The sequence below is a fragment of the Caulobacter sp. Root655 genome (genome assembly GCF_001427665.1).
Classification (GTDB): domain Bacteria; phylum Pseudomonadota; class Alphaproteobacteria; order Caulobacterales; family Caulobacteraceae; genus Caulobacter.
The window spans coordinates 177,181-200,872 of record NZ_LMHC01000023.1; the positions used below are offsets into that span (position 1 = coordinate 177,181).

At 68.9% G+C, this 23,692-nt stretch carries 25 protein-coding genes; 9 read left to right on the forward strand and 16 right to left on the reverse strand.

Annotated elements, in window-relative coordinates; genetic code table 11:
* Nucleotides 1-294 precede the first annotated feature (294 nt).
* From ASD79_RS15690 to ASD79_RS15715, 6 genes are all read right to left on the reverse strand, one after another.
* Entirely contained in the window at nucleotides 295-753 is a 459-nt protein-coding gene (locus ASD79_RS15690; protein WP_056723271.1) for a MaoC family dehydratase, read from the reverse strand.
* 3 nt (nucleotides 754-756) lie between these two features.
* On the reverse strand, nucleotides 757-1,137 hold the full coding sequence (locus tag ASD79_RS15695; RefSeq protein WP_056723272.1) for a DUF1244 domain-containing protein: 381 nt from the start codon (nucleotides 1,135-1,137) through the stop codon (nucleotides 757-759).
* Between the two features lie 72 nt (nucleotides 1,138-1,209).
* On the reverse strand, nucleotides 1,210-1,434 hold the full coding sequence (locus ASD79_RS15700; protein ID WP_056723275.1) for a hypothetical protein: 225 nt from the start codon (nucleotides 1,432-1,434) through the stop codon (nucleotides 1,210-1,212).
* A 349-nt stretch (nucleotides 1,435-1,783) separates the two neighbouring features.
* On the reverse strand, nucleotides 1,784-2,938 hold the full coding sequence (locus ASD79_RS15705) for an HlyD family secretion protein (RefSeq protein WP_082584984.1): 1,155 nt from the start codon (nucleotides 2,936-2,938) through the stop codon (nucleotides 1,784-1,786).
* The gene (locus ASD79_RS15710; protein ID WP_056723276.1) at nucleotides 2,935-3,387 is read right to left on the reverse strand and encodes a PaaI family thioesterase; all 453 of its coding nucleotides are present in this window, start codon (nucleotides 3,385-3,387) and stop codon (nucleotides 2,935-2,937) included. Before ASD79_RS15710 ends, ASD79_RS15705 begins: the two co-directional genes overlap by 4 nt.
* Complete coding sequence (locus ASD79_RS15715) at nucleotides 3,384-3,977, reverse strand: TetR/AcrR family transcriptional regulator (protein ID WP_056723278.1); 594 nt, start codon at nucleotides 3,975-3,977, stop codon at nucleotides 3,384-3,386. Before ASD79_RS15715 ends, ASD79_RS15710 begins: the two co-directional genes overlap by 4 nt.
* A 64-nt stretch (nucleotides 3,978-4,041) precedes the next feature.
* On the opposite strand from ASD79_RS15715, the gene ASD79_RS15720 reads away from it, so the two are divergent.
* The 3 genes from ASD79_RS15720 to arfB all read left to right on the forward strand — a co-directional run bounded on the left by ASD79_RS15720 (nucleotide 4,042) and on the right by arfB (nucleotide 6,685).
* Nucleotides 4,042-5,655 carry a DHA2 family efflux MFS transporter permease subunit gene (locus ASD79_RS15720; RefSeq protein ID WP_056723280.1) on the forward strand — a complete coding sequence of 538 codons (1,614 nt, stop codon included), beginning with the start codon at nucleotides 4,042-4,044 and terminating at the stop codon, nucleotides 5,653-5,655.
* A gap of 152 nt (nucleotides 5,656-5,807) precedes the next feature.
* The gene (locus ASD79_RS15725; protein ID WP_056723283.1) at nucleotides 5,808-6,266 is read left to right on the forward strand and encodes a YaiI/YqxD family protein; all 459 of its coding nucleotides are present in this window, start codon (nucleotides 5,808-5,810) and stop codon (nucleotides 6,264-6,266) included.
* Entirely contained in the window at nucleotides 6,263-6,685 is a 423-nt protein-coding gene (gene arfB / locus ASD79_RS15730) for an alternative ribosome rescue aminoacyl-tRNA hydrolase ArfB (RefSeq protein WP_056723285.1), read from the forward strand. The genes ASD79_RS15725 and arfB overlap by 4 nt, the downstream gene beginning before the upstream one ends.
* 33 nt (nucleotides 6,686-6,718) lie before the next feature.
* On the opposite strand, the gene ASD79_RS15735 is transcribed toward arfB, so the two are convergent.
* From ASD79_RS15735 to ASD79_RS15745, 3 genes are all read right to left on the reverse strand, one after another.
* A complete protein-coding gene (locus tag ASD79_RS15735) occupies nucleotides 6,719-7,243 on the reverse strand; it encodes a MarR family winged helix-turn-helix transcriptional regulator (RefSeq protein ID WP_056723288.1) in 525 nt (174 codons plus the stop codon).
* A gap of 294 nt (nucleotides 7,244-7,537) precedes the next feature.
* Nucleotides 7,538-7,750 carry a hypothetical protein gene (locus ASD79_RS15740; protein WP_007674156.1) on the reverse strand — a complete coding sequence of 71 codons (213 nt, stop codon included), beginning with the start codon at nucleotides 7,748-7,750 and terminating at the stop codon, nucleotides 7,538-7,540.
* Between the two features lie 55 nt (nucleotides 7,751-7,805).
* Nucleotides 7,806-8,303 (reverse strand): GcrA family cell cycle regulator, encoded by a 498-nt coding sequence (locus ASD79_RS15745; RefSeq protein ID WP_056723290.1) that lies wholly within the window; start codon nucleotides 8,301-8,303, stop codon nucleotides 7,806-7,808.
* Nucleotides 8,304-8,593: 290 nt separating this feature from the next.
* Between ASD79_RS15745 and ASD79_RS15750 the strand changes: the two genes are divergently transcribed.
* The 3 genes from ASD79_RS15750 to ASD79_RS15760 are packed head-to-tail and all read left to right on the forward strand — an operon-like array spanning nucleotide 8,594 to nucleotide 9,827.
* Nucleotides 8,594-9,091 (forward strand): cytochrome c family protein, encoded by a 498-nt coding sequence (locus tag ASD79_RS15750; protein WP_056723292.1) that lies wholly within the window; start codon nucleotides 8,594-8,596, stop codon nucleotides 9,089-9,091.
* A 14-nt stretch (nucleotides 9,092-9,105) separates the two neighbouring features.
* Nucleotides 9,106-9,468 carry a nuclear transport factor 2 family protein gene (locus tag ASD79_RS15755; protein ID WP_056723294.1) on the forward strand — a complete coding sequence of 121 codons (363 nt, stop codon included), beginning with the start codon at nucleotides 9,106-9,108 and terminating at the stop codon, nucleotides 9,466-9,468.
* Nucleotides 9,469-9,470: 2 nt separating this feature from the next.
* Nucleotides 9,471-9,827, forward strand: a complete 357-nt coding sequence (locus ASD79_RS15760; RefSeq protein WP_056723296.1) for a nuclear transport factor 2 family protein — start codon at nucleotides 9,471-9,473, stop codon at nucleotides 9,825-9,827.
* A gap of 201 nt (nucleotides 9,828-10,028) precedes the next feature.
* Here ASD79_RS15760 and ASD79_RS15765 read toward each other — a convergent pair whose 3' ends face one another.
* From ASD79_RS15765 to ASD79_RS15785, 5 genes are all read right to left on the reverse strand, one after another.
* The gene (locus tag ASD79_RS15765) at nucleotides 10,029-12,383 is read right to left on the reverse strand and encodes a transketolase (RefSeq protein ID WP_056723298.1); all 2,355 of its coding nucleotides are present in this window, start codon (nucleotides 12,381-12,383) and stop codon (nucleotides 10,029-10,031) included.
* A gap of 15 nt (nucleotides 12,384-12,398) precedes the next feature.
* A complete protein-coding gene (locus ASD79_RS15770) occupies nucleotides 12,399-15,536 on the reverse strand; it encodes an efflux RND transporter permease subunit (protein ID WP_056723299.1) in 3,138 nt (1,045 codons plus the stop codon).
* Nucleotides 15,536-16,654 (reverse strand): efflux RND transporter periplasmic adaptor subunit, encoded by a 1,119-nt coding sequence (locus ASD79_RS15775; RefSeq protein WP_056723301.1) that lies wholly within the window; start codon nucleotides 16,652-16,654, stop codon nucleotides 15,536-15,538. Before ASD79_RS15775 ends, ASD79_RS15770 begins: the two co-directional genes overlap by 1 nt.
* A 117-nt stretch (nucleotides 16,655-16,771) precedes the next feature.
* On the reverse strand, nucleotides 16,772-17,461 hold the full coding sequence (locus ASD79_RS15780) for a hypothetical protein (protein WP_056723303.1): 690 nt from the start codon (nucleotides 17,459-17,461) through the stop codon (nucleotides 16,772-16,774).
* Between the two features lie 92 nt (nucleotides 17,462-17,553).
* Nucleotides 17,554-18,330, reverse strand: coding sequence for a class II aldolase/adducin family protein (locus tag ASD79_RS15785; RefSeq protein WP_056723306.1), 777 nt, complete (start codon nucleotides 18,328-18,330; stop codon nucleotides 17,554-17,556).
* A 220-nt stretch (nucleotides 18,331-18,550) separates the two neighbouring features.
* Here ASD79_RS15785 and ASD79_RS15790 point away from each other — a divergent pair, with 220 nt between their 5' ends.
* Nucleotides 18,551-19,222, forward strand: coding sequence for a spermidine synthase (locus ASD79_RS15790; RefSeq protein WP_056723309.1), 672 nt, complete (start codon nucleotides 18,551-18,553; stop codon nucleotides 19,220-19,222).
* Nucleotides 19,223-19,240: 18 nt separating this feature from the next.
* Nucleotides 19,241-19,714 carry a RidA family protein gene (locus tag ASD79_RS15795; RefSeq protein WP_082584985.1) on the forward strand — a complete coding sequence of 158 codons (474 nt, stop codon included), beginning with the start codon at nucleotides 19,241-19,243 and terminating at the stop codon, nucleotides 19,712-19,714.
* Between the two features lie 120 nt (nucleotides 19,715-19,834).
* Here the strand turns inward: ASD79_RS15795 and smpB are convergent, their stop codons facing one another.
* Both smpB and dapA read right to left on the reverse strand, forming a co-directional pair.
* A complete protein-coding gene (smpB, locus tag ASD79_RS15800; RefSeq protein ID WP_007674185.1) occupies nucleotides 19,835-20,293 on the reverse strand; it encodes an SsrA-binding protein SmpB in 459 nt (152 codons plus the stop codon).
* Nucleotides 20,293-21,177: a 4-hydroxy-tetrahydrodipicolinate synthase gene (dapA, locus tag ASD79_RS15805; RefSeq protein WP_056723311.1), complete on the reverse strand. Its 885-nt coding sequence runs from the start codon at nucleotides 21,175-21,177 to the stop codon at nucleotides 20,293-20,295. The genes smpB and dapA overlap by 1 nt, the downstream gene beginning before the upstream one ends.
* A gap of 259 nt (nucleotides 21,178-21,436) precedes the next feature.
* On the opposite strand from dapA, the gene ASD79_RS15810 reads away from it, so the two are divergent.
* The gene (locus ASD79_RS15810) at nucleotides 21,437-23,623 is read left to right on the forward strand and encodes a lytic transglycosylase domain-containing protein (RefSeq protein WP_056723313.1); all 2,187 of its coding nucleotides are present in this window, start codon (nucleotides 21,437-21,439) and stop codon (nucleotides 23,621-23,623) included.
* The last annotated feature ends 69 nt before the right edge of the window (nucleotides 23,624-23,692 follow it).

Here is a 23,692-nt window from a genome sequence, read left to right on the forward strand (position 1 = left end):
TCGGTAGCGGTAACATCGCTATGCGAAATAGGTCAAGCACTCCGAAAGGTCTTTTAGACACTTTTTGACAGCGCTGTTTTTGCCGATTTGCCGCGACTATTGACCAAACCGTTATGGCGCCAGTGGTTTCGCCACTTTTTGACATAATTGTATTATTATTGCCACGTCGGCACGAAACTACTTTTGCGCGTGCTCAGAAACCGGCCGTCAGGCGCTTGCTCGCGTCGCGACGCCGTGTCGCCCGGGAATCACGGTCGGGCCGTCGGCCCAAGACGAAGACCGTCCGAACCCCGCCTAAGTTGTCGGCCGAACGGGCATCTGGATCAGATTGAAGAAGGTCAGCACGACGACGTCGTCCTGGTTGGTGACGGTGGTGGCCGTGCGGATCGTGCCGCGATCGGGCCGGGTCCGGGACGGGGTCACGGCGACGAGTTGGCGTCGCACCCGCAGCGCATCACCCGGCCGCACCGGATGCAGCCAGCAAAGCTCGTCGATCCGCATGCCCAGCATCGGCGTGGCGCCGAACGGCGCGAGCTCGACATATTCGCGCATCACCCGCGAGGCCACGTGCCAGCCGCTGGCGATCAAGCCCCCGAACCGCCCCCGCGCGGCCGCGACCGGATCCAGGTGCATCGGTTGCGGGTCGAACTGCCTCGCGAAGGCGATGATCTCGGCCTCCGAGATCGTGAAGGGCTCGCCTTCCCAGGTTTCCCCCACCTGGAGGTCGTCGAGATAGCGATCGGGATAGGCCAAGGCCTACCGTCCCGGCTCGGTCATCGACGGCGGGTCGCTGGCGGGAAAGCTCTCCTCCAGGGCCTCGTCCAGCCGCGCGTCTTCCCGGGCCCTGGCGTTGATCGCCAGGCTGGCCTCCATGCGCGCCAGTTGCTCCGGGGTGGCCGACTTCTGATGCCGAGCCTTCCAGTCTCCGAAGGGCATGCCATAGACCGCCTCGCGCGCCTGATCGCGATCGAGCGCGCCGTCCGAGGCTTCGCTGACCCAGTCGGCCAGGCAGTTCCGGCAGAACCCCGCCTCGCCCATCAGGTCGACGTTCTGGACGTCGCGCCGAAGCCGCAGGTGCTCGATCAGCCGCCGGAACGCGGCCGCGGCCACCCGGTCATCCAAGGGAATCTCGCTCATCGCCGCCTCGCTGGTCCGCACGCGCCAGACCTATCCCACCCGTCGCGCGCGACGCAACGCCGGCCTGCCGCTTCAGGCGCCAAGCAACGCCTCATAGCGGGCGATGTTCTCGATCAGCCACTGTTCGAGCCGCTCCAGCTCATTGATGTGGGTGGGGGTCTCGTCGCGCTCGCCGCCGTCGTCTTCGCGGGCCTTGACCTGCAAGTCGCCGCTGCGCAGGGCGCCCAGACGCTCGGCCAGGGCTTCCTGTTCCTGCTTGTGGCGTTCGATGAGGCGATTGAGTTCGGCCTTGTCCATACTCGGTCTCCACACGGGCCCGGCGCGAGGGCCAGGCCGTTCAAGGATCAAGCTTAAGGCCGCGGCCCTCGCGCGTCGATCAAGCGGCCGGGGTACAGGCAAAAAAAAGCCCGGCACAAAGGCCGGGCAGTCATTAGGGAGGAAACGCCCAGGAAGGGCAGGAGCGCCAAAGGCGGCTCCACGGGTTGATATCTAGTGGGCCCGGGTCGGGGATCAAGGCGGGGTTCCACCTTTGATGCGCACATCGCCCAGAAAGATTGGTTGCGCTAACAAACGGTGCAAGCTGCGCCATGATGCTCAAATCATGAGCGCTAAAATCCGCCGAAGCGAACGCGCCGGGGAATCGCCCTCAACCCTTCAGCCGCACCTTCACGGTCGTCGACAGGCCCGGCCGCAGGCGCTCCAGCCCCGCCTGCCCCGGTTCGATGCGGATGCGCACCGGCACGCGCTGGACGATCTTGGTGAAGTTGCCCGTCCCCGGCTCGAACGGCAGCAGCGAGAACTGCGACCCCGAACCCGGCGCGAAGCTTTCCACCGAACCCTTCAGGGCCGGACCGTCCAGGGCGTCGACCTTGATCGTCGCGGCCTGGCCGATGACCATGCGCGAGACCTGGGTCTCCTTGAAATTGGCCACCACATAGAGCGCCCGCAGCGGCACCACGGTCAGCAGGCGCGTGCCTGGCTGCACGTAGTCGCCCGGCTCGGCCTGGCGGTCGCCGACCACCCCGTCGATCGGGGCGCGGATCAGGGTGTGGGCCTGGTCCTGGCGCGCCAGGTCGAGGGCGGCCTGGGCGCGGGCGACCGAGGCCTGTGCCTGGGCCAATGCGGCGTTCAGCGAAGCGCGCTTGGCGGTCGTCACGGAGGCCTGGTTGCGGCTGACGTCGAACTCGGCGCGGCTGCGCTCGGCGGTCGACTGGGCGGTGATCGCCGCGGCCTGGTAGCGCTCGACATCGCGGCGGGCGACCGCGCCACTGCTGGCCAGGGCGTCGAAGCGGGCTCGGTCGGACTGGGCCTGGGCGTTCTGGGCGTCGGCGGCGCGGATCGAGGTCTGGGCGGCGCGGATGTTGGAGGCGGCCAGTTGCTCCTCGGCGTCCAGGGCGATCAGAGCCGCCCGCGCGGCCTCGACCGAGGCCTGGGCGTCCTGCAGGTCGGCGCCGGCCGAGGCGACGCGGGCGTCAAACTCTTCGGGGTCGATGCGCACCAGCGGGTCGCCGCGCTTGACGGTCTGGTTGTGGGCGACCAGCACCTCGGAGACCAGGCCCCGCACCTTGGGGGCGATGGTCGAGCTGTCGGCCTGCACATAGGCCGCGTCGGTCGAGACCACCGCCTTGGGCGCGGCCAGATAGACGCCCCCGGCCACGGCCAGGACGATCGCGCCACCGACCATCAGGGCGGTGCGCGGCGAGAACGGCAGGCCCTTGCGGGTCTTGGCCGTCGCCTGGTTCGGGGGCGGGGCGACCGGAGCGGCGACGCCGACCGGCGTATCGAGGATCGCGGCGGTCATCGCTCGAACACCAGCAAGGTCGAGGTCGCCGAGGCGTAGAGCCGCCCCGCCGCGTCCTTGATCGTCGCCTCGGTGAAGGCCGCCCGTCGGCCGAAGGTCACCACCCGGCCCTCTGCGCGGACCGGACCGGTCTTGTCGGTCATCGCCCGGTGATAGGTCACCTTCAGCTCCAGGGTCGTGTAGCCCTGGGTGGCGCTGAGCTTGGAATGGGCCGCGCAGCCGCAGGCGGAGTCGAGCAGGGTCGCCGCATAGCCGCCGTGCACCGTGCCGATCGGATTGTAGACGTGCCGGCCCGGCGTGCCCTCGAAGGCCGCCCAGCCGTCGCCGGCTTCCACGAGCGTGAACTCCAGGGTGTCGCCGATCGGCGGACGGCCGCCGGCCGCCACCATGGCCCGCAGTTGCTCCAGTCCGGTGACGCCGGGGGCGAGTTGGTCGACCAGGGTGGTCATTGGGTCAGCTCCAGGCCGAGACGGCGTTGCAGGGCGGCGCGGGTGCGCGCGAGGATGGCGTCCGACCGCGCCGGGTCGGGCTCGGCCCGGGCCAGGGCGACGGCCCCGACCATCTCCGACAGCATCGAGCCGGCGGCTTCCTCGGCGTCGGCGCGGCCCAGTTCGGCCAGCACCTGGGCCAGGCGGTCGGTCAGGTTGGCCACGCCCTGGGCGAAGCGCTCGCGCGACGGGGCGGCCAGGCGCGGGGCGTCGGCCGACAGGAACGGCAGGGGGCAGCCGGCGGTGCGCGTATCGCGATGGGCGGCCGACAGGTAGAAGTCGAGATAGGCCCGGAGCCCCTCGGCGGGCGTGCGCCCCTCCACCGCCCGGTCCAGCCGCCCCCGACTCTCGACGAACATCTGGCCGACGGCGGCGGCGATGAAATCGTCCTTGGACTTGAAGTGGGCGTAGAAGCCGCCGTGGGTCAGGCCGGCCTCGGCCATCACCGCGGCGACGCCGATCCGGTGCGGCCCCTCGGCCCGAAGGGCCTTGGCCGCCGCCTTCAACACCCGCTCCCGGGTCTGCTGCTTGTGGTCCGCATCGTAGCGCATGGCTTGCGATCTCCATTGCATGATGCATATAATATTACGGTGATCATACTTTCAAGAGGGCGTCATGCGCGACACCGCCGAAATCCCCGGTCCGCCCCCCTCGGCGCCGGCGGCGGCGATCAATCCGCTGAACCTGCCGGACGCGACCAAGTACCTGATCTTCGCGGTGATGGCCTTTGGCCAGTTCATGGCCCTGATCGACATCCAGATCGTCGCCGCCTCGCTGAACGACGTGCAGGCCGGGTTGTCGGCCGGGCCCGACGAGATCAGCTGGGTGCAGACTGGCTACCTGATGGCCGAGCTGGTGATGATCCCGTTCGCCGCCTTCCTGGCCCAAGCCCTATCGACCCGCTGGCTGTTCGCCCTGTCGGCCGGGCTGTTCACCCTGTCCAGCGCCCTGTGCGGCATGGCCTGGGACATCAATTCGATGATCCTGTTCCGGGTGATCCAGGGCTTCGTCGGCGGAGCCATGGTGCCGACGGTGTTCGCCACGGGCTTCGCGATGTTCGAGGGCAAGCAGCGGGCGATGATCCCGGCGATCCTCGGCATGGTCTCGGTGCTGGCCCCGACCCTGGGCCCCACGGTCGGCGGCTGGCTGACCGACGCGGCCGGCTGGCGGTGGATCTTCTACATCAACATCGTGCCGGGGATCATCGTCACCCTGCTGGCCGTCAGGTTCATCCGCGTCGACGCGCCCAAGCTGTCGATGCTCAAGACCATCGACTATTCCCACCTGGCGGCGATGGCGGTGTTCCTGGGCGGACTGGAATATGTGCTGGAGGAAGGCCCGCGCCACGACTGGTTCGGCGAGCCGTCGATCACCATCGCCGCCTGGCTGTCGTTCGTGGGGCTGCTGCTGTTCCTGGAGCGCTCGTTCAACTCCGGCGGCCCGGTCGTGCGGCTTAGCCCGTTCCGCAGGCCGACCTTCGTGTTCGCCTGCGTGTTCAACCTGGTGATCGGCTTTGGGCTCTATTCGGCGACCTATCTGATCCCGGTCTTCCTGGGCCGGGTGCGCGGCTATAACAGCCAGGAGATCGGCACCACCGTGGTGGTCACCGGCGTCGCCCAGATCCTGTCGGTGGTGATCGCCGCGCGGCTGTCGCAGCGGGTCGACCCGCGCATCCTGATCACCGTCGGCCTCAGCGCCTTCGCCAGCAGCCTGTTCCTGACCTCGCACCTGACCCCGGAATGGGGCTTCCACGCCCTGCTCTGGCCCCAGGCCCTGCGGGGCTTCGCGATCATGCTGTGCATCGTGCCCAGCGTGAACCTGGCCCTCTCCGGCTTCGCCATGGCCGAGCTGCGCTACGCGTCGGGCCTGTTCAACCTGATGCGCAACCTGGGCGGCGCCATCGGCATCGCCGTGGTCAACACCTGGCTGGGCGACAACACCCGCATCCATGTGGCGCGGATGGGCGAAAGCCTGGGCGAGGCCGGCCGCGTCGCCCCCGACTTCGTGGCCGCCCTGGCCGCCCGGATCGGCCAGCTGACGCCCGACCCCGCCCATGCCGCCCTGCTGGCCCAGGGCGAACTGGCCAAGGTCATCGGCCGCGCCGCCACGACCCTGGCCTTCAACGACGTCTTCCGGCTGATGTCGTGGATCTTCCTGGCCGCCCTGATCATGGTGCCGTTCTGCAAGCCCGCCCCGCAGACGTCGGCGCCGCCGCCTGACGCGCACTGAGGTATCGCCCTTCTACTTCCGTCTTCCCGGCGAAGGCCGGGACCCAGATTCATCTAGAGAGGCTCGTGGGTGTCACCTGGGCCCCGGCCTTCGCCGGGGAGACGGAGGTGGGTCGGCTTGCCCCATTGCGCCCCGAAGCGCTACGACACGGCATGACCACCGTTCTCTACATCGACGCCGACGCCTGCCCCGTGAAGGACGAGGTCTACAAGGTCGCCGCGCGCTATGGCCTGAAGACCTTCGTGGTCTCCAACAGCTGGATCCGCGTGCCCCTGACCCCGGCCATCGAGCAGGTGGTGGTCGACGCCGGGCCCGACATCGCCGACGACTGGATCGCCGAGCGGGCCGGCCCCGGCGACGTGGTGATCACCAACGACATCCCCCTGGCCGACCGGGTGCTGAAGGCCGGCGGCCAGGCCCTGGGCACGACGGGGCGGCTGTTCACGACGGACACTATAGGCTCGGCCCTCGCCTCGCGGGCCATCGGCGAGCACCTGCGCTCGATGGGCGAGGTGACCAGCGGCCCCAAGGCCTTCGGTCCGGCCGACCGCAGCAAGTTCCTGCAGGCGCTGGACACCGCCGTGGTCAAGGCGCGGCGCGTGGTCCGATGATCGAGATCACGTCCTGGCTGCGCATCGACGACGACGAGCTCGTCGAGAAGGCCACCCGCGCCTCGGGGCCGGGCGGCCAGCACGTCAACAAGACCTCGACGGCGATCGAGCTGCGGTTCGACGTGCGGGGCTCCCCGAACCTGCCCGAGGACGTCAAGACCCGGCTCGAGGCGCTGGGCGGCAGCCGCATGACCCTGGACGGGGTGCTGGTGCTGTTCGCCCAGGGCAGCCGGTCGCAGGAGATGAACAGGCAGGAAGCGCGCGAACGGCTGGTGGAGCTGATCCGCAAGGCGACGGAAAAGCCGAAGCCCCGGCGGCCGACCAAACCGACCTATTCCAGCAAGCTCAAGCGGCTGGAGACGAAGGGCAAGCGGGCGGGGATCAAGAGCCTGCGGGGGCGACCGAGGGGGGACGACTAGGCCGGCAATTTTCCAAGCGGTCTTTGAGAGATCCTACCCCTGCTCCCAGGCCGCGCCCTGCGGCGCTGGCCCGTACGACAGCACCTCGTGCTTCCATTCCGGTTCGGTGATCAGCCCGCCGAGGATCTTCTGCAGATAGGTCGCCAGGTTGGCCTGCTCTTCCTCGGTCAGTTCGGCGCAGACTTCCTGGTTGATCGGCCGGATGTCGTCGCCGACCCGGTCCAGAAGTTCCGCCCCCGCCGGCGTCAGGCGCACCACCACCTTGCGGCGGTCCGACGCCTGGGCGCCGCGCTCGACCAGGCCGTCGCGGATCAGGCCGTCGATCGAGCGGGTCAGGGTGGTGCGGTCCGCGGCCGACAGCTTGGCCAGGCGGGTCATCGAGCATTCGCCGAACCGCGCCAGCGAGGCCAGCGCGACCCACTTGCCGAAGTTCAGTCCGTGCTGAGCGATGCAATCGGCCGCCAGGGCGCGCCGGTGCTGCTCTGTCTGGTACATCAGATAACTGACATAGGTCGGCAACGGCAAACCGTGGCCCTCCTGATGGTCTTGATCTGACATGGTTCCCCCCACGCCGTTCGAGCGCTGTCTTCTCACAAGCTAGGCCGTCGCACAATCATGGCGCGCGGCTCACCCGCGCGGTCGCGCTCGAATGCACATTTCATGGAAGCTCCCGGCGCCGATCTGGTGGCGTGAACGGTGATAGCGTCACCGTTCGCAAAACCCTAACGCCACGTTAACCACCCGGTTCCAGGCGACAAAAAACCCCGCGAACGGATTCGCGGGGTCGCTGTGTCTTTCGCCTCGGAATAGGCGGCGGCGCCCTTCTGGCGCGCCTCGCCTAGAACTGGGGCCTCAGTTGGGGATGGTGGCGTTGCGGGCCCGGGCCCGGGTCAACCAGTCGTCCGGATAGGTCTCGCGCACCACGATCGACTTGAACTGGCCCACCGGGATGTGGGTGTTCTCGCCGGGATTGAGGTCGCGCGACACCGAGTGGCCGGCGAACTCCTCGATGATGGTGATCACCTGGCTGCTGCCGGCGGTGTTTTCGATGAAGACCATGTTCATTGTCGTCGTTCCGAAAGCTCTGGGGTCAGCGGCTTGAGGGTTCAGCGAAAGGCGATCAGGCGGTGTGCAGTTCGATGGCCGGCGCCGAGATCGGTTGGCGGGCCCAGGTCTTGATGTCCGCGGCCGTCTGCGGCCGGCGGAAGGCCCCGCGGGCGTGGTCGTCGCAGTAGGAGCCCCGGGCGGTCTTTTCGCGACCGCAGAAGCCGAAGTCGTTGGCGTCGGGATTGCCGATCGGCCAGCGACAGGAATGGGTGGAAAGACCCAGGATGGTCGAGGTCGGCGCCATCTCGGCCAGTTCGATCAGGCGAAGGGCGGGCCGCGGCGCGGCGGTGATGTCGCGGACGGGACGGGTGCGGGCCGGGGCCCGGCTGGCGGTGCGCGCCGTGGTGCGCTGGCGGACCGGAACCTCGCGGACGGTGATGCCCAGGCGGTGCACCTTGCCGATCACCGCGCTGCGGCTGACGCCGCCCAATTGCCGAGCCACCTGGCTGGCGCTCAGGCCTTCGAGCCACAATTTGCGTAGGGTGGCGGTGCGCTCGTCGTTCCAGTCCATGACCTTGTTTCCATCCCGTCGCCAGAGCAGCCCCTCCGGCCTTATCTGGGTACGTTTATGGTTAATTAGGGTCAATTTATTATGTGCATACCCACGGTTTGCGATTGCCCATTTTGCGTTTGCAATCTGTTACATAGCGCTCGTTGTCGCAGGGCGTTCGCTGAAAGATGGCGAGACCTTGACCGAATAACGGCGTTATATATTGGATGCGCGACCCATAGTTGGGCAGGAAAATGAATGCGGCGCGGCGCCGCACAGCTTGCGGCATAGTGTCAGTCGGGAACCTTTGAATGCGTCAGTTTCACCTCGCCGCGACGGCGGTTTTTTGCGTCTTTCTGGCCGGCTGCTCGAAACCCGCCGACAGCGGTTCGGGCGCCACGTCGGCGACACCGCCCACGGCGGCGCCGACCGACACCGAGAAGCAGGCGCTGCTGGCCGCCCTGCCCGCCCCCTACAACACCGGCGACCTGCTGAACGGCCAAAGCAAGTTCGCCCTCTGCCGCTCGTGCCACACCATCACCCAGGGCGGGCCCAACATGACCGGCCCCAACCTCTACGGCGTGTTCGGCCGCAAGGCCGGGACCCTGGCCAGCTACAAGTACTCGCCCGTGGTCGCCGCCGCTGGCTTCGCCTGGGACGCCGAGCACCTGGACAAGTGGCTGGCCGACCCGCGCGGCTTCATGCCCGGCACCAAGATGACCTTCGCCGGCCTGAAAGACCCCAAGGACCGCGTCGACCTGATCGCCTATCTGAAAGTTGAGACCGGCTACAAGCCTCCCAAAGGCTGAACTGGGACGGACCCATGGACCACGCGCAAGCGCTGCTGACCAAGGTCTACGACGCCTATAACCGGCAGGATTTCGCCGCTTTCTCGGCGTATCTGACGCTGGATGTCGATTGGCCCAACCAACTGCAAGGCGGCCGGGTGGTCGGTCACGACGCCGTGGCCGCCCAATGGCGCGAGACCGCCAAATCGATCCAGGTGGACCTGGCCCCGGTGACCTTCGCCCTGGAACCCGACGGCCGGATCGCCGTGAACGTCAACCAGGTCGTGCGCAATCTGGGCGGCCAGATCTGGTCCGACAGCTGCGTACGGCACCTGTTCACGCTGGACGGCGGGATGATCGCCCGGCTGGACGTCGAGCCGCTGGATGGAGGAACCTGACCATGAGCGCGGCGTCGGACCTGATCACCCGGTTGCACGACGCCCTCAATCGCCGTGACCTCGACGCGGCCATGGCCCAGATCCATCCGCGGGCCCGGTTCCGGGACTATCTCGAGGGCGGTGAGATCGAGGGCCTGGTCGCCATCCGGGACTTCTACCAGCGCCTGTTCGACATGCTCGCGCCCGACCTGGCCCTGATCGCGCTCAAGCCCCTGCCCGGCGGCCGGGTGCGAGCCGACATCCAGTCCTCGGTCCGCGACCGTTCAGGCCACCTGTGGTCCGACACCCGCGTCGTGGCGATCTACACCATCACCGACGGGCTGATCTCGAGCGTCGAACTTCTGGACGGCACGGGGTAGAGGGCGACTGCTCCACATTGAATCACTTTTTACCCGCTCATCCCGGCGAATGCCGGGACCCAGATGGAATGGCTCTGGTGTGGGCTCCAAGGGCTCTGCGTTGCTCCAATCCGCCACCCCGCCTGGGATCTGGGTCCCGGCATTCGCCGGGATGAGCGGAGATTGGGAGTGCTTCAATGTTGAGCAAACCCACTCCAGGCCTCAGATCAGCAGATCCGCGCAGGCGTCGAGGATCGCGTCGGCGTCCAGCCGGTACTTGGCGTAGAGGTCCGGCAGGTCGCCCGACTGGCCGAAGGTCTCCAGGCCCAGGGCCCGCAGGCGCATGCCCCGTACCGAGCCCAGCCACGACAGCGTGGACGGCGCGCCGTCGATCACCGTCACCAGCCCGGCGTCGCGCGACAGCGGGGCCAGGAGGGTCTCGATGGTCGAGGTCCGCGCGGCGCCGTCGGTCCAGCGCGAACGGCCGGCGGCGGTCCAGTCCTGGTGCAGGACGTCGGCCGAGGTGATCGCCAGCAGGCCGGCGCCCGGCTCGTCCTCCAGCACCGCCTCGAAGGCCGCCAGGGCCTCGGGAGCCAGGGCCCCGGCATAGGCGATGGCCAGGCGCGCGCCGGGGGCCGGCGGCCGCAGCCAGTAGGCGCCGTCGACCACGCCCTGGCGCCAGGCGTCGTCCGTCCGTTCGGGTTGGGCGATCACCCGGGTGGATAGCCGCAGATAGGTCGAGGCCCCCTGCTCGGCCTGGATCCGTTCGAAGGCGTGAGCCATCAGCACCGCCGTCTCGTCGGCGAAGGCCGGCTCGTAACTGTCCAGTCCTGGCTGGCTCATGCCGATCAGCGGCGAGCCGATCGACTGGTGCGCCCCGCCTTCGGGGGCCAGGGTCAGGCCGGACGGCGTCGCCACCAGCAGGAACCGGGCGTCCTGGTAGCAGGCGTAGTTCAGCGCATCGAGACCCCGGGCGATGAACGGATCATATAGGGTGCCGACCGGGAACAGGCGCTCGCCGAACAGCGGCGCGGTCAGGCCCAGGGCCGCCAGGACGATGAACAGGTTGTTCTCGGCGATGCCCAGCTCGACATGCTGGCCGGTCTCGACCTTGGACCACACCTGGGACGAAGGGATGCGTCGACGCTTGAAGACGTCCTCGTGGGCCCGGCGCTGGAACACGCCGCGCCGGTTGACGAACCCGCCGAGGTTGGTCGAGACCGTGACGTCGGGCGAGGTGGTGACCACCCGGCCGGCGAACTCGTCGTCGCGGCGCGAGATCTCGAACATCACCTTGCCGAACGCCGCCTGGGTGGACTGCTCGCCGCCGCCCAGCACCGGGACCAGCAGTTCGTCGGCCGTCGGGGTGGCGACGGTGGGCGCGACGTGGCGGCGCTGGACGTCGGCGGCGAACGGCGCGCGGGCGACCAGGCCCTTGAGCGCCGTGCGCTCGGCGCTGGACAGGCCCGACAGCGCGTCCCACTCCTCGCCCTCGGTCACGCCCAGCCGGCCGCGCAGTTCGGCGATCTGGGTTTCGGTCATCAGGCCGGCGTGGTTGTCCTTGTGGCCCTGGAACGGCAGGCGCAGGCCCTTGACGGTATAGGCGATGAAGAACCGGGGGGCGTCGTCCTGGCCGGCCCGCTCGAAGGCCTCCAGGATGGTCTCCATGCAGTGGCCGCCCAGCTCGGTCATCAGCTCTCCGAGGTCGACGTCCTTGTAGCCGGCGATCAAGGCCAGGGCGTCGGCGTCGCCGGCCAGGTCGGCGGACAAACGCTCGCGCCAGGCCGTCCCGCCCTGGTAGCTGAGGGCGGCGTAGAGGTCGTTGGGCGCGGTCTCGATCCAGGCCTTCAGGGCTTCGCCGCCCGGCCTGGCGAAGGCCTCGCGCTGGCGCTTGGACCATTTCAACGTCTCGACGGTCCAGCCGGCGGCCTCGAAGATCTCGCCGTAGCGGGTGAACATCCGGTCCTGGGTGGTCGCGTCCAGGCTCTGGCGGTTGTAGTCGACGATCCACCAGGTGTTGCGGATGTCGTGCTTGCAGGCCTCGATCAGGGCCTCGTAGATGTTGCCCTCGTCCAGCTCGGCGTCGCCCAGCAGCGAGATCATCCGGCCCATCCGCTCGGGCTTCACCGCCCCGCGCGCCGCCAGGTAGTCCTGGGTCAGCGAGGCGAAGGCGGTCATGGCCACGCCCAGCCCCACCGAGCCCGTGGAGAAATCGACATCGTCGACGTCCTTGGTGCGCGAGGGATAGGACTGGGCCCCGCCCAGGGCGCGGAAGGCCTTCAGCTTGTCCAGGCTCTGGCGGCCGAACAGGTGTTGGATGGCGTGGAACACCGGGCTGGCGTGCGGCTTGACCGCCACCCGGTCCTGCGGCCGCAGCGCCTTCATGTAGAGCGCCGTCATCAGGGTGGTCATCGAGGCGCACGAGGCCTGGTGCCCGCCGACCTTCAGGCCGTCGCGGCTCTCACGCAGGTGGTTGGCGTTGTGGATCGTCCACGAGGCCAACCAGAGAATGCGTTCCTCGATGCGACGCAGAAGCGCAAGCTCCTGCCGCTTCGCCGCCAAAATGGCTTCAGCCATGCTTCCTCACCCAACTCAGACGGGTGAGGCTTGCCCTTCCCCGTTCTTCTCACGGGCTTCATAGTCCTCGATCTGCCGCGCCGTCCACTCCGGAGACTTCGTGAAGCGCGCCAGCAGATTGTAGAACACCGGCACCACGAACAGCGTCAGCAGGGTGGCGAAGATCGCGCCCATGAAGATCACCGCCCCGATCGTCTTGCGGCTCCCCGCCCCCGCGCCGGTCCACAGCATCAGCGGCAGGGCGCCCATGGCGGTCGCGATCGAGGTCATGATGATCGGCCGCAGACGCAGGGCGGCGGCCTCGATCACCGCCTCCTTCACCTTCAGGCCCTCGTCGCGCAGCTGGTTGGCGAACTCGACGATCAGGATGCCGTTCTTGGCGGCGATGCCGACCAGGATGATCAGGCCGATCTGACTGTAGGTGTTGATGGTCGAGCCGGTCATCAGCAGGCCAAACAGCCCGCCTAGCACCGCCAGCGGCACGGTCAGCATGATCACGGCCGGGTGGATCCAGCTTTCGAACTGCGCGGCCAGCACCAGGAAGACCAGCAGCAGGGCCAGGCCGAAGGCGACGCCGACGGCGCCCGAGGCTTCCAGGAAGTCCTTGGCCTGGCCGCCCCACTTGACGCTGACGCCGGGGCTCGGATGGGCGGCGGCCTGCGCCTGGAAGAACGTCACCGCGTCGCCGACCGTGTAGCCGGGCGACAGCTGGGAGGTCAGGGTCACCGAGCGCAGACGGTCAACACGGGGCCGGTCGGCCGCGTCGCCCCGCAGCTCGGTGGTGACCACGGTCGATAGTGGCACCAGGGTTCCGGACTGGGTGCGCACCTGAAGTTGGTCCAGGTTGGCGAGGCTGCGGCGCTGCTCCAGGCTGGACTGCAGGATGACATCGTATTCCTGGCCGTTCTTGATGTAGGTCGTGGCGCGGCGGGAGCCGAACATGGTCTCCAGCGCCCGGCCGATCGATTGGGCCGAGACCCCCAGGCTGGCGGCCTTGTCGCGATCGATCTGCACGGCAAGACGCGGCGAGGTCGGCTCGTAGTCGATGCGCGGGCGCGACAGGCCCGGATTGGCCTGGGCCGCGGCCAGGATCGGCTTGAGCCAATTGGCCAGCTCGACATAGTCGTTGCCGGTGGCGATCAGGTCGACATTGGTGCCGCCGCCTCCGCCGCCGCCGCGCTGGAAGGCGCCGCGCACGCTGGCCACGGCGCGAACGCCGGTGATCCTGCTCAGGCTCTTGTTGAGTTCGGCGGCCACCTCGTCGGCGGTCTTGTCGCGCTCGCCCCAGTCCTTGAGCACCAGCACGCCGTTGCCGGTGTTGAACTGGTTCTGGCCAAAGCGCGGCACGCCGATGATGGTCCGCGCGGCGACGCCGTCGGCGCGGTATTTCTCCAGCTGCTTCTCGACGGCGTTGGCGGCCTTGACGGTGTAGTCGAAGCCCGCGCCCTCGGGGCCGTTGATGGAGACGTCGACGCGACCGCGGTCCTCGGCCGGCACCAGTTCCTGCGGCAGCGCCACGAACAGCCCCCCGGCCACTACCGCCAGAACCAGCACCACGGCGCCGGCCCCGATCGTGGCCGAGCGCGCCGCCAGCAGGCCTTCCAGCGAATGGCGATAGCTGTCTTTCAGCCTGTCCATCGCCTGATCGACCTTGCGATTGAACCAGTTGCCGCCGGCGGCGGGCTTGAGCAGCTTGGAGGCCAGCATCGGCGACAGACTCAGCGCCAGCAGGGCCGAAAAGCCGACGGCCGCCGCGATCGCCACGGCCAGCTCGACGAACAGCCGGCCGATATAGCCGGGCAGGAACATCAGCGGCGCGAACACCGAGATCAACACGATGGTGGTGGCCACCACCGCGAAGAACACCTGCCGGGTGCCGCGCAGAGCCGCGACATTGGCCGGCTCGCCCTCATCCACCCGGCGCTGGATGTTCTCGACCACGACGATGGCGTCGTCGACCACCAGGCCGACGGCCAGCACCAGGGCCAGCAGGGTCAGCAGGTTCAGTGAAAAGCCCAACGGGGCCAGGACGATGAAGGTCGACAGGATGCAGATCGGCGCGACGATCGAGGGGATCAGGGCCGAGCGCCAACTGCCCAGGAACACCAGGTTGACCAGGGCCACCAGCCCGATCGAGATACCCATGGTGACCCACACTTCGTGGATCGCCTCGGCCGTGAAGATCGAATTGTCGACGGCCTTGATCAGCTGTGTGCCGGGCGGCAGCGTCTTGTTGATCTCCGTCAGCTCGCTATCGACCACCTTGGAGATGGCGACGTCGTTGGCTTGCGATTGACGGGTCAGGAAGATGCCGATCTGGTTGACGCCGTTGCCGCGATAGAGCCTGCGGCGTTCGTTGGAGCCCTCCTCCACGCGCGCCACGTCGCCCAGACGGAGCACGAAGCCGTTGGCGTCGGCCGCCCTCAACGGCAACTTCGCGAAATCCTCGGGCCGAGAATAGCTGCGCGCCACACGGATGGTGAAGTCCTTGGCGTCGCTTTCCAGCGCCCCGGCCGGCAGTTCGACGTTCTGGCTGTTCAGCGCGGTCTCGATGTCGTCCACCGTCACCCCGCGCGCCGCCATGGCGTCGGGGTTTAGCCAGATGCGCATGGCGTAGAGCTGGCCACTAAGGCCGGCCTGGGCGACGCCCGGCACGGTCGACAACCGCTCGACCAGATAACGGTCGGCGTAGTCGGCCAGCTCCAGCGGCGACAAGGTCGTGGAGGACAGGTTGAGGAAGACGATCGGCGAGCTGTCGGCCTGGGCCTTGGCGATCTGCGGCGGGTCGGCCTGGTCGGGCAGGTTGGCGGTCACCCGGCTGACGGCGTCGCGCACGTCGTTGGCGGCGGCGTCGAGGTCGCGGTCCAGGGTGAAGGTGATGGTGATTTGCGAGCGGCCGTCGCGCGAGCTGCTGTTGACCCGGTCGATGCCCTGGATGCCGGCCACCTGGCGCTCGATCACCTGGGTGATGCGCTCCTCGATGACCTCGGCCGAGGCGCCGGTATAGGTGGTCGAAATCGACACCACGGGCGGATCGACGTTGGGCAGTTCGCGGATCGGCAGGCTGGTGAAGGCGGCCAGGCCGATGACGCAGAGGATGATCGCGGCGACGGCCGCGAAGACCGGGCGGCGGACGGAAAGGTCGGACAGCATCAGCCGGCCTTCTTCTGACCGGGCTTGCCGCCCTGTGCCTTGTCGCCCTTGCCGCCGCCGACCGGCGCGCCGTCTTGCACGCGGTTGAGGCCGTCGCCGACGATCCGGTCACCGGCCTTCAGGCCCGAGACGATCTCGACGAAGCCGTCGGCGCTGAGGCCGGTCTGCACCGTGGTGCGCCGGGCGATCTGGCCCTTGGGGCCCTTGGCGATCAGGAACACCGAGGCCTGCGTGCCCTCGAACTGGACGGCGGCCTCGGGGACCGCCACGGCCTGGCGCTGGCCCTGGTCGATGCCGACCTTGATCAGCATGCCCGGCTTGAGGCGTCCGTCGGCGTTGGCGAACTCGGCCCGGGCCTTGAGGGCGCGGGTGGTCGGGTCGATGCGGGTGTCGATCTGGGCGATATGCCCCGTGAAGCTCTCGCCCGGCAGGGCGTCGGGCGCGGCGGTGATCGTCAGGCCTTCGCGCAGGATCGGCAGGTAGCGGTCGGGCACCGAGAAATCGACGCGGATCAGCGAGACGTCGTCCAGGCTGACGATGGCGGTGCCGGGGCTGATCAGCGTGCCCGGCGCGATGTCGGAAATGCCCACCCGGCCGGCGAACGGCGCGCGGATCACCCGGTCCAGCTTCTGGGCGCTGGCGGAATTGAGCGCGGCGCGGGCGGTGTCGCGGGCGGCCAGGTACTGCTCGGCGGTGGCGCGCGGGGCGACGCCCTTGTCGGCCAGCGCCTTCCAGCGGGTATATTCGCGGTCGGCCTGGGCCAGTTGAGCCTGGGCCTGGGCGATGCCGGCGTTCTCCTGGTCGGCCTTCAGCTCGACCAGCACCTGACCCTTGGACACCGCCTGGCCGTCGGTGAAGTGCACGGCGGTGATCAGCTCGGCGGTGTTGGAGGTGATGGTCACCGACTGGCGGCCCTTGGCCACGCCCAGCACCTCGATACGGTCGGTGAAGGCGCGTGGCTGCACGGTGATTTGCGAGACCGCCGTGGCGCGCCCGCCGCCGCCCGGTCCGGCCTGACCCGTGGCCTTGCCGCCGAACGCCAGCTTCAGCCCGCCGATCACCAGCATCAGCAGAACCGCGACAACCGCCGCGACGAAGAAGAAGTGTCTGCGGATCACGAAAAGCTCCGGGCGCCGAAAGGAGTCGGTCTAGCTGTCTGAATGCGGCTCATAGCCGCCTGCCCTAACCCACGTCCAGTGACACACGGATGACCGAATATTACGGTTTTGACACAGTCAGAACCGGCGCCACGCCGCGACGACGCCGCCCTGGTCCGCGGGGGTTTCGCGACCCGACAGCGCCTGACGCCATCCGACCTGGAAACTCCAGTCCCCCAGATCGCGCACCACCGACAGTTCGGCCTTCATCCAGCGCGATCCGACCGGCTTGGATTCCGCCTTGCCGGCATAGGCCTGGGCCAGCAACAGCCAAGGTTTGGCGGGACGGAGGCCCAGGGTGAGGTCGGCCCGGGTCTCGTCGGCCAGGCCGCCACGTTTCAGCCGCGCGACCTGGATTTCACCGAAGACATGCCGGCCGCGCCACTCCCGCGAGGTCCCCGCCAGCAGCCGCGCTTCGAGGTCGGTGTCGCCCCGGCCGGGCGCCGCGTAGCCCGCATTGCGCCCCACCCCGTCCTTGGCGGCGCCCAGATAAAGGCTGACCGCTGATCGATCCGTATGCAGCAGAGCGTAGCGCAGGCCCAGTTCGATCGGCCCGCGCCCGTCATAGGCGACGAAACGGTCGTGGCCGCGCGTCACGCCGGCCTTGGCCTGCAGGGTCAGGCGATCGCTCAGGCCGTATTCGCTGTAGACCGAGAGGTTCTGGTCCCGCCGACGGTCGATGGCGACGCGCACGCCATCCGGATCAAAGCCTTCGTCGGCCCGCTGGTCCTCGTATTTGAGGATGGCCAGCCCTTCCCCGTCCTTCATCGGCCAGGCCCCGGCCCAGGCGGACTGCGCGCAAAAGAAAGCCGCCGCGACCCCGGGGATCGCGGCGGCCCATCGTTTTCGCCGTTTCGGCGTCAATCCGCGTAGCCGGGGGACTCCCGGTCGAGCTGGCGCAGGCAACCGGGCCAGGCCAGGCCGGAGATCATGCCCATGCCCATGCCGGTCTGGCTGCGGACCTCGGCCTGGGCGGCCTCCGGCGCCTCCAGCACGTTGTCGCGGCCGGCGCTGAGCGCCATCACCTGTTGGGCGCAAGCGCGCTCGAGGAAGAACATCCCCAGCCAGCACTCGGCCGCCGTCGCTCCCACCGACAGGGTGCCGTGGTTGCGCAACATCATCAGCTTCTTCTCACCGAGGTCGGCCACCAGCCGTTCTCTTTCGTCAAGGTTGAGCGCTATACCTTCATAGTCGTGATAGGAGAGCTGTGGCAAGACGATTAATGCGTGCTGCGACAGCGGCAGCAGCCCATCCTTGTTGGCCGACACCCCCACGCCCTGGTCGGTGTGCAGGTGCATGACGAAATGGGCGTCTTCGCGGGCGGCGTGGATCGCCGAATGGATCGTGAACCCCGCCGGATTGATGAAGTACGGCGTCTTGTCGATGACATTGCCGTCCAGATCGACCTTGACCAGCATCGAGGCGGTCATCTCGCCGAAGAACATGCCGTAGGGATTGATCAGGAAGTGGTGCTCGGGCCCCGGGATACGGGCCGAGATGTGGGTGAAGATCATGTCGTCCCAGCCGTGGACGGCGACCAGGCGATAGAGCGCGGCCAGATCGACGCGGGCCTTCCACTCGGCCTCGCTGACCTTGTCCTTGAGCGACGTGGCGATGGGCGATGCACCGTCGGCCATGAGCGGATCCTTCCTAGGTTATCGTTGTTAGCTTGAAGGTCGCGCCGAGAGGCCCTTGCGTCAAGCGTCGTGCGTCCTTCGAGGCTCGCCATGGGCTCGCACCTCAGGATGAGGCGCTCAGCAACAGCGTTCCTCATCCTGAGGCGCCCGCGCCAGCGGGCCTCGAAGGACGCACGGTGATGTGATAGCGCGTCTGGCTCCGATGGCTTGAGCAATCCCCATGATCCCCTGGCAGCATCTCGACACCGCCCAGGTTCCCGGCGACGGCGACGAGCTGCGGCTGATGCGGCGCGGGACCGAATATTCGATCATGACCGGCGGAATCGAGCTGATGAACAGCCGCCTCAGCGGGTCGGAAGAGGCCTTGGCCACCCTGGCCTTCGAACGCATCGGCGGCCGGCCCAAGGCGCGGGTGCTGATCGGCGGCCTGGGCATGGGCTTCACCCTGCGCGCCGCCCTGGCCGTGTTCGGCCCGGACGCGGAGATCGTCGTCGCCGAACTGGTCCCCGCCGTGGTCGCCTGGGCGCGCGGCCCGCTCGGCGGCCTCTACGGCGACAGCCTGTCAGACCCCCGCGCCCGGATCCATGAGGGCGACGTGGGCGAGCTGATCCGCGCGGGCGACGGCGCCTTCGACGCCATCCTGCTCGACGTCGACAACGGCCCCGGCGGCCTCAGCCGCAAGGAGAACGACGGGTTATATAGCCCGGGCGGGCTGGCGGCGGCCAAGCGGGCCCTGCGCCCCGGCGGCGTGCTGGAGGTCTGGTCCTCGACGCGGGACAGCGCCTTCACCCGGCGATTGAAGCAGGCCGGCTACGCGGTCGAGGAGGTCGGCGTGCGCGCCCACAAGGGACGCGGCGCGCGGCATGTGATCTGGATGGCGACAGGGCCCTGACGCCAACGGGAGACGACGATGAAGACCATCCTGACGATCACCGCCGGAGTCCTGGCGCTGTGGGGCGGCCAGGCGGCGGCCCAGACCGCCGTCATCCGCGACAACCCGCCTGGACTGTTCACCAGCCCGCGCTTCACCAATGTGATCGAGGTCCCGGCCGGGACGACCCTGGTCTTCGTGTCGGGCCTCACCGCCCAGGGCCCGGACGGCTCCGCGCCCAAGGACCCGCGGGCCCAGGCCGACGCCGTGTTCGCCAACCTGCGCACGGCCCTGGCCGCGCGTGGCCTGACGCCCGCCGACGTGATCCAGGTCCGCGCCTTCCTGGTCGACATCCAAACCACCCTGCCCGCCTATCGCAAGGCGTATGGCGACTTCATCGGCAAGGCCCCGCCGCCGGCCAGCACGGCGGTCGGCGTCGCCGGCCTGGTCCGTCCGGACCTGTTGCTGGAGGTGGAACTGGTCGCGGCCAGGCCGACGGCGGTGCGGCCTTAGACAAAAGTCCTCCCCCTGTGGGGGAGGCGATCGCGTAGCGATCGGTGGGGGGAACCTGCCGAGGTGGGATCACTCCCCCCTCCGGCGCTTCGCGCCACCTCCCCCATAGGGGGAGGAATTCTAGTCCGACCGGTCGCCCTTCATCAGCCGCGCCTTGTCGCGCTGCCAGTCGCGGGCGGCTTCGGTTTCGCGCTTGTCGTGGTTCTTCTTGCCCTTGGCCAGGCCGACCTCGAGCTTCACCAGGCCCTTCTCGTTGAAATAGATCTTCAGCGGGATCAGCGTGCGGCCGTCGCGCTGCACCGCGCCGATCAGCTTGTCGATCTGCTTGCGGTGCAGCAGCAGCTTCCGGTGGCGGCGCGGCTCGTGGTTGAAGCGGTTGGCCTGGCCGTAGGGCGGAATGTCGGCGTTGATCAGCTTGATCTCGCGCCCTTCGACCGAGGCGTAGGACTCGGCGATATTGGCCCGCCCCACGCGCAACGACTTGACCTCGGTGCCGGTCAGCATGATGCCGGCCTCGAAGGTCTCCTCGATGAAATAGTCGTACCGCGCGCGGCGGTTCTCGGCGATCGGCTTGGTCATCAGACCAGACCAGCCTCGTGCATGGCCTCGAGGATCTCCGGCTTCACCGCGTCGCTACACGGCGAGATCGGCAGACGCGTGTCGGCCTCGCACAGGCCCAGGCGCGCCATGGCGAACTTGGTCGGCGACGGCGAGGCGTCGAGGAACAGCGCCCTGTGCAGCCGCACCAGGCGGTCCTGCCAATAGAGCGCGGTCTCCCACTCGCCGCCCAGGCAGGCGTTGATGAAGGTGGCGCAGGCGTCGGGCGCGACGTTGGAGGTCACCGAGATCACCCCGTGGCCGCCGTGCGCCACGTAGCCGAGCGCGGTGGGATCGTCGCCCGACAGCATCACCCAATCGGGGCCGCACAGGATCCGCTGCATGCTGGCCCGGGTCATGTCGCCGGTGGCGTCCTTGATGCCGACGATGTTGGGCAGCTTGGCCAGGCGGGCCAGGGTCTCGTTGCTGATGTCGCTGCCGGTGCGGCCCGGCACGTTGTAGACCAGCACCGGAAGCTGCACGGCGTCGTTGATCGCCTTGTAGTGCTGGTACATGCCCTCCTGGCTGGGGCGCACATAGTAGGGCGTCACAACCAGGGCCGCGTCGGCGCCGACCGCCTTGGCGTGGGCGACCAGTTCGATGGCCTCGGCGGTCGAGTTGGAGCCCGCCCCGGCGATCACCGGCACGCGGCCGCGCGCGGTCTGCACGCACAGCTCGACGACGCGCTTGTGCTCGTCATGCGACAGGGTGGCGGTCTCGCCCGTGGTGCCCACCGGCACCAGGCCGTGGACGCCGCCGGCGATCTGGCGCTCGACCAGGGCCACGAAGGTTTTCTCATCCACCGCGCCGTTGCGGAAGGGCGTGACCAGCGCCGGAATGACGCCCTTGAACGGAGAATGAGCCATGACTTGCAATTTGCCGTGAGAAACGCGCCGCGACGGTTGCGGCTGGAGAATGGGGGCGGACAATATCTTGGTCGCGGCGTCCCGCAACTGCTCCGTCGTCCTCTGATGTCATTTGGTGACGTTTCCGAGGGGGTCAATCCTCGGCGAAGCGGTCTATAGGTGCTGGGAAGGACGATGATCGCCGTAAATCGGCCCCGTCCCCCCTCGAAAAGGACATAGCCCCGCTCCGCGAGAGCCGGGAGGTTTGGGAGACAAGGTTTTGGCGTCAGGGTTGGGTAAGGTGTTGCTGGGCGGCGCCGGCGCCATCACGGCTTTGGGGATCGTGGCCTTCGGGGTGGCGGTCGCCCAGGAGGATGTCGCCGACCTGCCCCGCGCGCCGCAGCCCTATACCGGCTCGGCCACGCCGCGTGGCCTGATCACCACCCCGCCGATCGCCAGCTACGCCACGCCCGCCGAGGCCGACGCCGGCAACCTGCGCATCGCGGTGACCAGCCGCGACCCCTCCACCATCCGCATGGCGATGAGCGGCATCCAGGACCCGCTGTCGCGCAAGATCGCCCTGTGGGCCCTGGTCGACGCCGGCGCCGAGACCATGAGCTTCTTCGAGCTGGACCAGGCGCGCCGCGACCTGTCGGGCTGGCCGCGCGGCGGCCGTCGCGACGCCGCGGCGGAAAAGGCCCTGCCCACCTCCGGCCTCGACGCCCAGCGGACCATCGCCTGGTTCGGCGGCGCCGACCCCAAGACCGCCGAAGGGGCCATGGCCCTGGCGGCGGCCTACCAGGCCGCCGGCCGCGCCGGCGACGCCACCACCCTGATTCGCCGCTTCTGGCGCGACCAGGTGTTCGAGCTGGACGCCCAACGCGGCATGTACGCGCGGTTCGGGACGCTGCTGACCGCCGACGACATCACCCGCCGCGCCGACATCCTGCTGTACGGGGCCCAGGGCCCCGCCGCCCGCGACGCGGTGGCCCTGCTGCCCTACGACCAGCAGGCGCCCGCCCAGGCGCGCCTGGGCCTGCGCTCGAACGCGACCAACGCCAACGACCTGTTCGCCGCCCTGACGCCCGCCCAGCAGGCCTCGCCGGGCGTGGCCTTCGAACGCGCGGCCTATCTGCGCCGCAAGGGCCTGGACACCCTGGCCCTGCCGCTGGTGCGCCTGTTCCCCTCGCCGCCGCCGACCGACGAGGCGGCCGCCGCCGTCTGGCGCGAGCGTCGCGCCCTGGTGGTCGGGGCCCTGAAGAACGGCGACAGCGCCGGCGCCTACGCCGCGGCCAACGCCGGGCTGAAAGCCGGGCCCGACGCGGCCGAGGCCGAGTTCTACGCCGGCTGGATCGCCCTGAGCCGATTGAAGAACCCCGACGCCGCCGCCCGTCACTTCGCCCGCATCGCCGAGATCGGCGCCTCGCCGATCACCCGCGGCCGGGCGCTCTACTGGCAGGGCCGGGCGGCCGAGGCGCAGGGCGACCAGATCGCCGCCAAGACCTTCTATTCGGACGGCGCGCGCTACATCACCACCTTCTACGGCCAGCTGGCCGCCGAGAAGGCCGGGATCACGGAGATCCGCCTCGACAAGGACCCGGTGGTCACCCAGGCCGACCGCGCCCGCTTCGAAGGCCGCGAACTGGTGCGCGCCGCCCGCGTCCTGGCCGGGATCGGGGCCCGCGACGCGTTCAGGGCCTTCGTGCTCTATATCGACGACCAACTTCCCTCCGCGGAAGAAGAGGCCCTGCTGGTCGACCTGGCTCGGAACTATGGCGACCAGGACCTGGCCATGCGCGCCGTGCGCACCGCGGCCCAGCGCGGCTTCATCCTGGCCGAGCGCGGCTATCCGCTGCTGGACCACCATTTCACGCCGGGACCGGGCGCGGCCGAGACGGCCTTCGTCTATTCGATCTCGCGCCAGGAGAGCAATTTCGACCCCAACGCCCGCTCGTCTCCGGGCGCGCGCGGCATGATGCAGCTGATGCCGGCCACCGCCGCCAGCGTGGCCCGCCAGCTGGGCGAAGCCCACAGCGTCGACCGCCTGTCGGACCCGTCCTACAACATGCGCCTGGGCTCGACCTACCTGGGCAGCATGGTCAGCAATTTCAGCGGCTCCTACATCATGGCCGCCGCCGCCTATAACGCCGGCCCCAGCCGCCCGCCGCAATGGACCGCCCTGTGCGGCGACCCGCGCGGCGCGACCACGGACCCGCTCGACTTCATCGAATGCATCCCGTTCTCCGAAACCCGCAACTACGTGATGCGGACGCTGGAGACGACGATGGTCTACCGCGCGCGCCTGAACGGCAATGTCGCGCCCCTGACGCTGTCGACGGACCTGAAACGGGGCGGATACAGCTACGCGACCATCCCGTCCGGCCCCATCGGCGGGACGATCGGAGGGACGACGGCGCCCTCGACCCCGGCGATCCCGATCGGCGGCTACAGGCCGGGGACGCGCTGATCTAGCTTTCAAAGAGACCCTCTCCCAGAGGGAGAGGGAGGGGCCCGCCGCGTAGCGGTGGGAGGGTGA

Excerpts from the sequence above, each read along its gene's own strand:
- ASD79_RS15700 (WP_056723275.1), bottom strand. The coding sequence starts at position 1,434 with ATGGACAAGGCCGAACTCAATCGCCTCATCGAACGCCACAAGCAGGAA.
- ASD79_RS15755 (WP_056723294.1), top strand. The coding sequence starts at position 9,106 with ATGGACCACGCGCAAGCGCTGCTGACCAAGGTCTACGACGCCTATAAC.
- ASD79_RS15705 (WP_082584984.1), bottom strand. The coding sequence starts at position 2,938 with ATGACCGCCGCGATCCTCGATACGCCGGTCGGCGTCGCCGCTCCGGTC.
- arfB (WP_056723285.1), top strand. The coding sequence starts at position 6,263 with ATGATCGAGATCACGTCCTGGCTGCGCATCGACGACGACGAGCTCGTC.
- ASD79_RS15745 (WP_056723290.1), bottom strand. The coding sequence starts at position 8,303 with ATGGACTGGAACGACGAGCGCACCGCCACCCTACGCAAATTGTGGCTC.
- ASD79_RS15720 (WP_056723280.1), top strand. The coding sequence starts at position 4,042 with ATGCGCGACACCGCCGAAATCCCCGGTCCGCCCCCCTCGGCGCCGGCG.
- smpB (WP_007674185.1), bottom strand. The coding sequence starts at position 20,293 with ATGACCAAGCCGATCGCCGAGAACCGCCGCGCGCGGTACGACTATTTC.
- ASD79_RS15740 (WP_007674156.1), bottom strand. The coding sequence starts at position 7,750 with ATGAACATGGTCTTCATCGAAAACACCGCCGGCAGCAGCCAGGTGATC.
- ASD79_RS15695 (WP_056723272.1), bottom strand. The coding sequence starts at position 1,137 with ATGAGCGAGATTCCCTTGGATGACCGGGTGGCCGCGGCCGCGTTCCGG.
- ASD79_RS15790 (WP_056723309.1), top strand. The coding sequence starts at position 18,551 with ATGATCCCCTGGCAGCATCTCGACACCGCCCAGGTTCCCGGCGACGGC.
- ASD79_RS15795 (WP_082584985.1), top strand. The coding sequence starts at position 19,241 with ATGAAGACCATCCTGACGATCACCGCCGGAGTCCTGGCGCTGTGGGGC.
- ASD79_RS15735 (WP_056723288.1), bottom strand. The coding sequence starts at position 7,243 with ATGTCAGATCAAGACCATCAGGAGGGCCACGGTTTGCCGTTGCCGACC.
- ASD79_RS15785 (WP_056723306.1), bottom strand. The coding sequence starts at position 18,330 with ATGGCCGACGGTGCATCGCCCATCGCCACGTCGCTCAAGGACAAGGTC.
- ASD79_RS15760 (WP_056723296.1), top strand. The coding sequence starts at position 9,471 with ATGAGCGCGGCGTCGGACCTGATCACCCGGTTGCACGACGCCCTCAAT.
- ASD79_RS15715 (WP_056723278.1), bottom strand. The coding sequence starts at position 3,977 with ATGCGCTACGATGCGGACCACAAGCAGCAGACCCGGGAGCGGGTGTTG.
- ASD79_RS15780 (WP_056723303.1), bottom strand. The coding sequence starts at position 17,461 with ATGAAGGACGGGGAAGGGCTGGCCATCCTCAAATACGAGGACCAGCGG.
- ASD79_RS15765 (WP_056723298.1), bottom strand. The coding sequence starts at position 12,383 with ATGGCTGAAGCCATTTTGGCGGCGAAGCGGCAGGAGCTTGCGCTTCTG.
- ASD79_RS15710 (WP_056723276.1), bottom strand. The coding sequence starts at position 3,387 with ATGACCACCCTGGTCGACCAACTCGCCCCCGGCGTCACCGGACTGGAG.
- ASD79_RS15750 (WP_056723292.1), top strand. The coding sequence starts at position 8,594 with ATGCGTCAGTTTCACCTCGCCGCGACGGCGGTTTTTTGCGTCTTTCTG.
- ASD79_RS15725 (WP_056723283.1), top strand. The coding sequence starts at position 5,808 with ATGACCACCGTTCTCTACATCGACGCCGACGCCTGCCCCGTGAAGGAC.
- dapA (WP_056723311.1), bottom strand. The coding sequence starts at position 21,177 with ATGGCTCATTCTCCGTTCAAGGGCGTCATTCCGGCGCTGGTCACGCCC.
- ASD79_RS15770 (WP_056723299.1), bottom strand. The coding sequence starts at position 15,536 with ATGCTGTCCGACCTTTCCGTCCGCCGCCCGGTCTTCGCGGCCGTCGCC.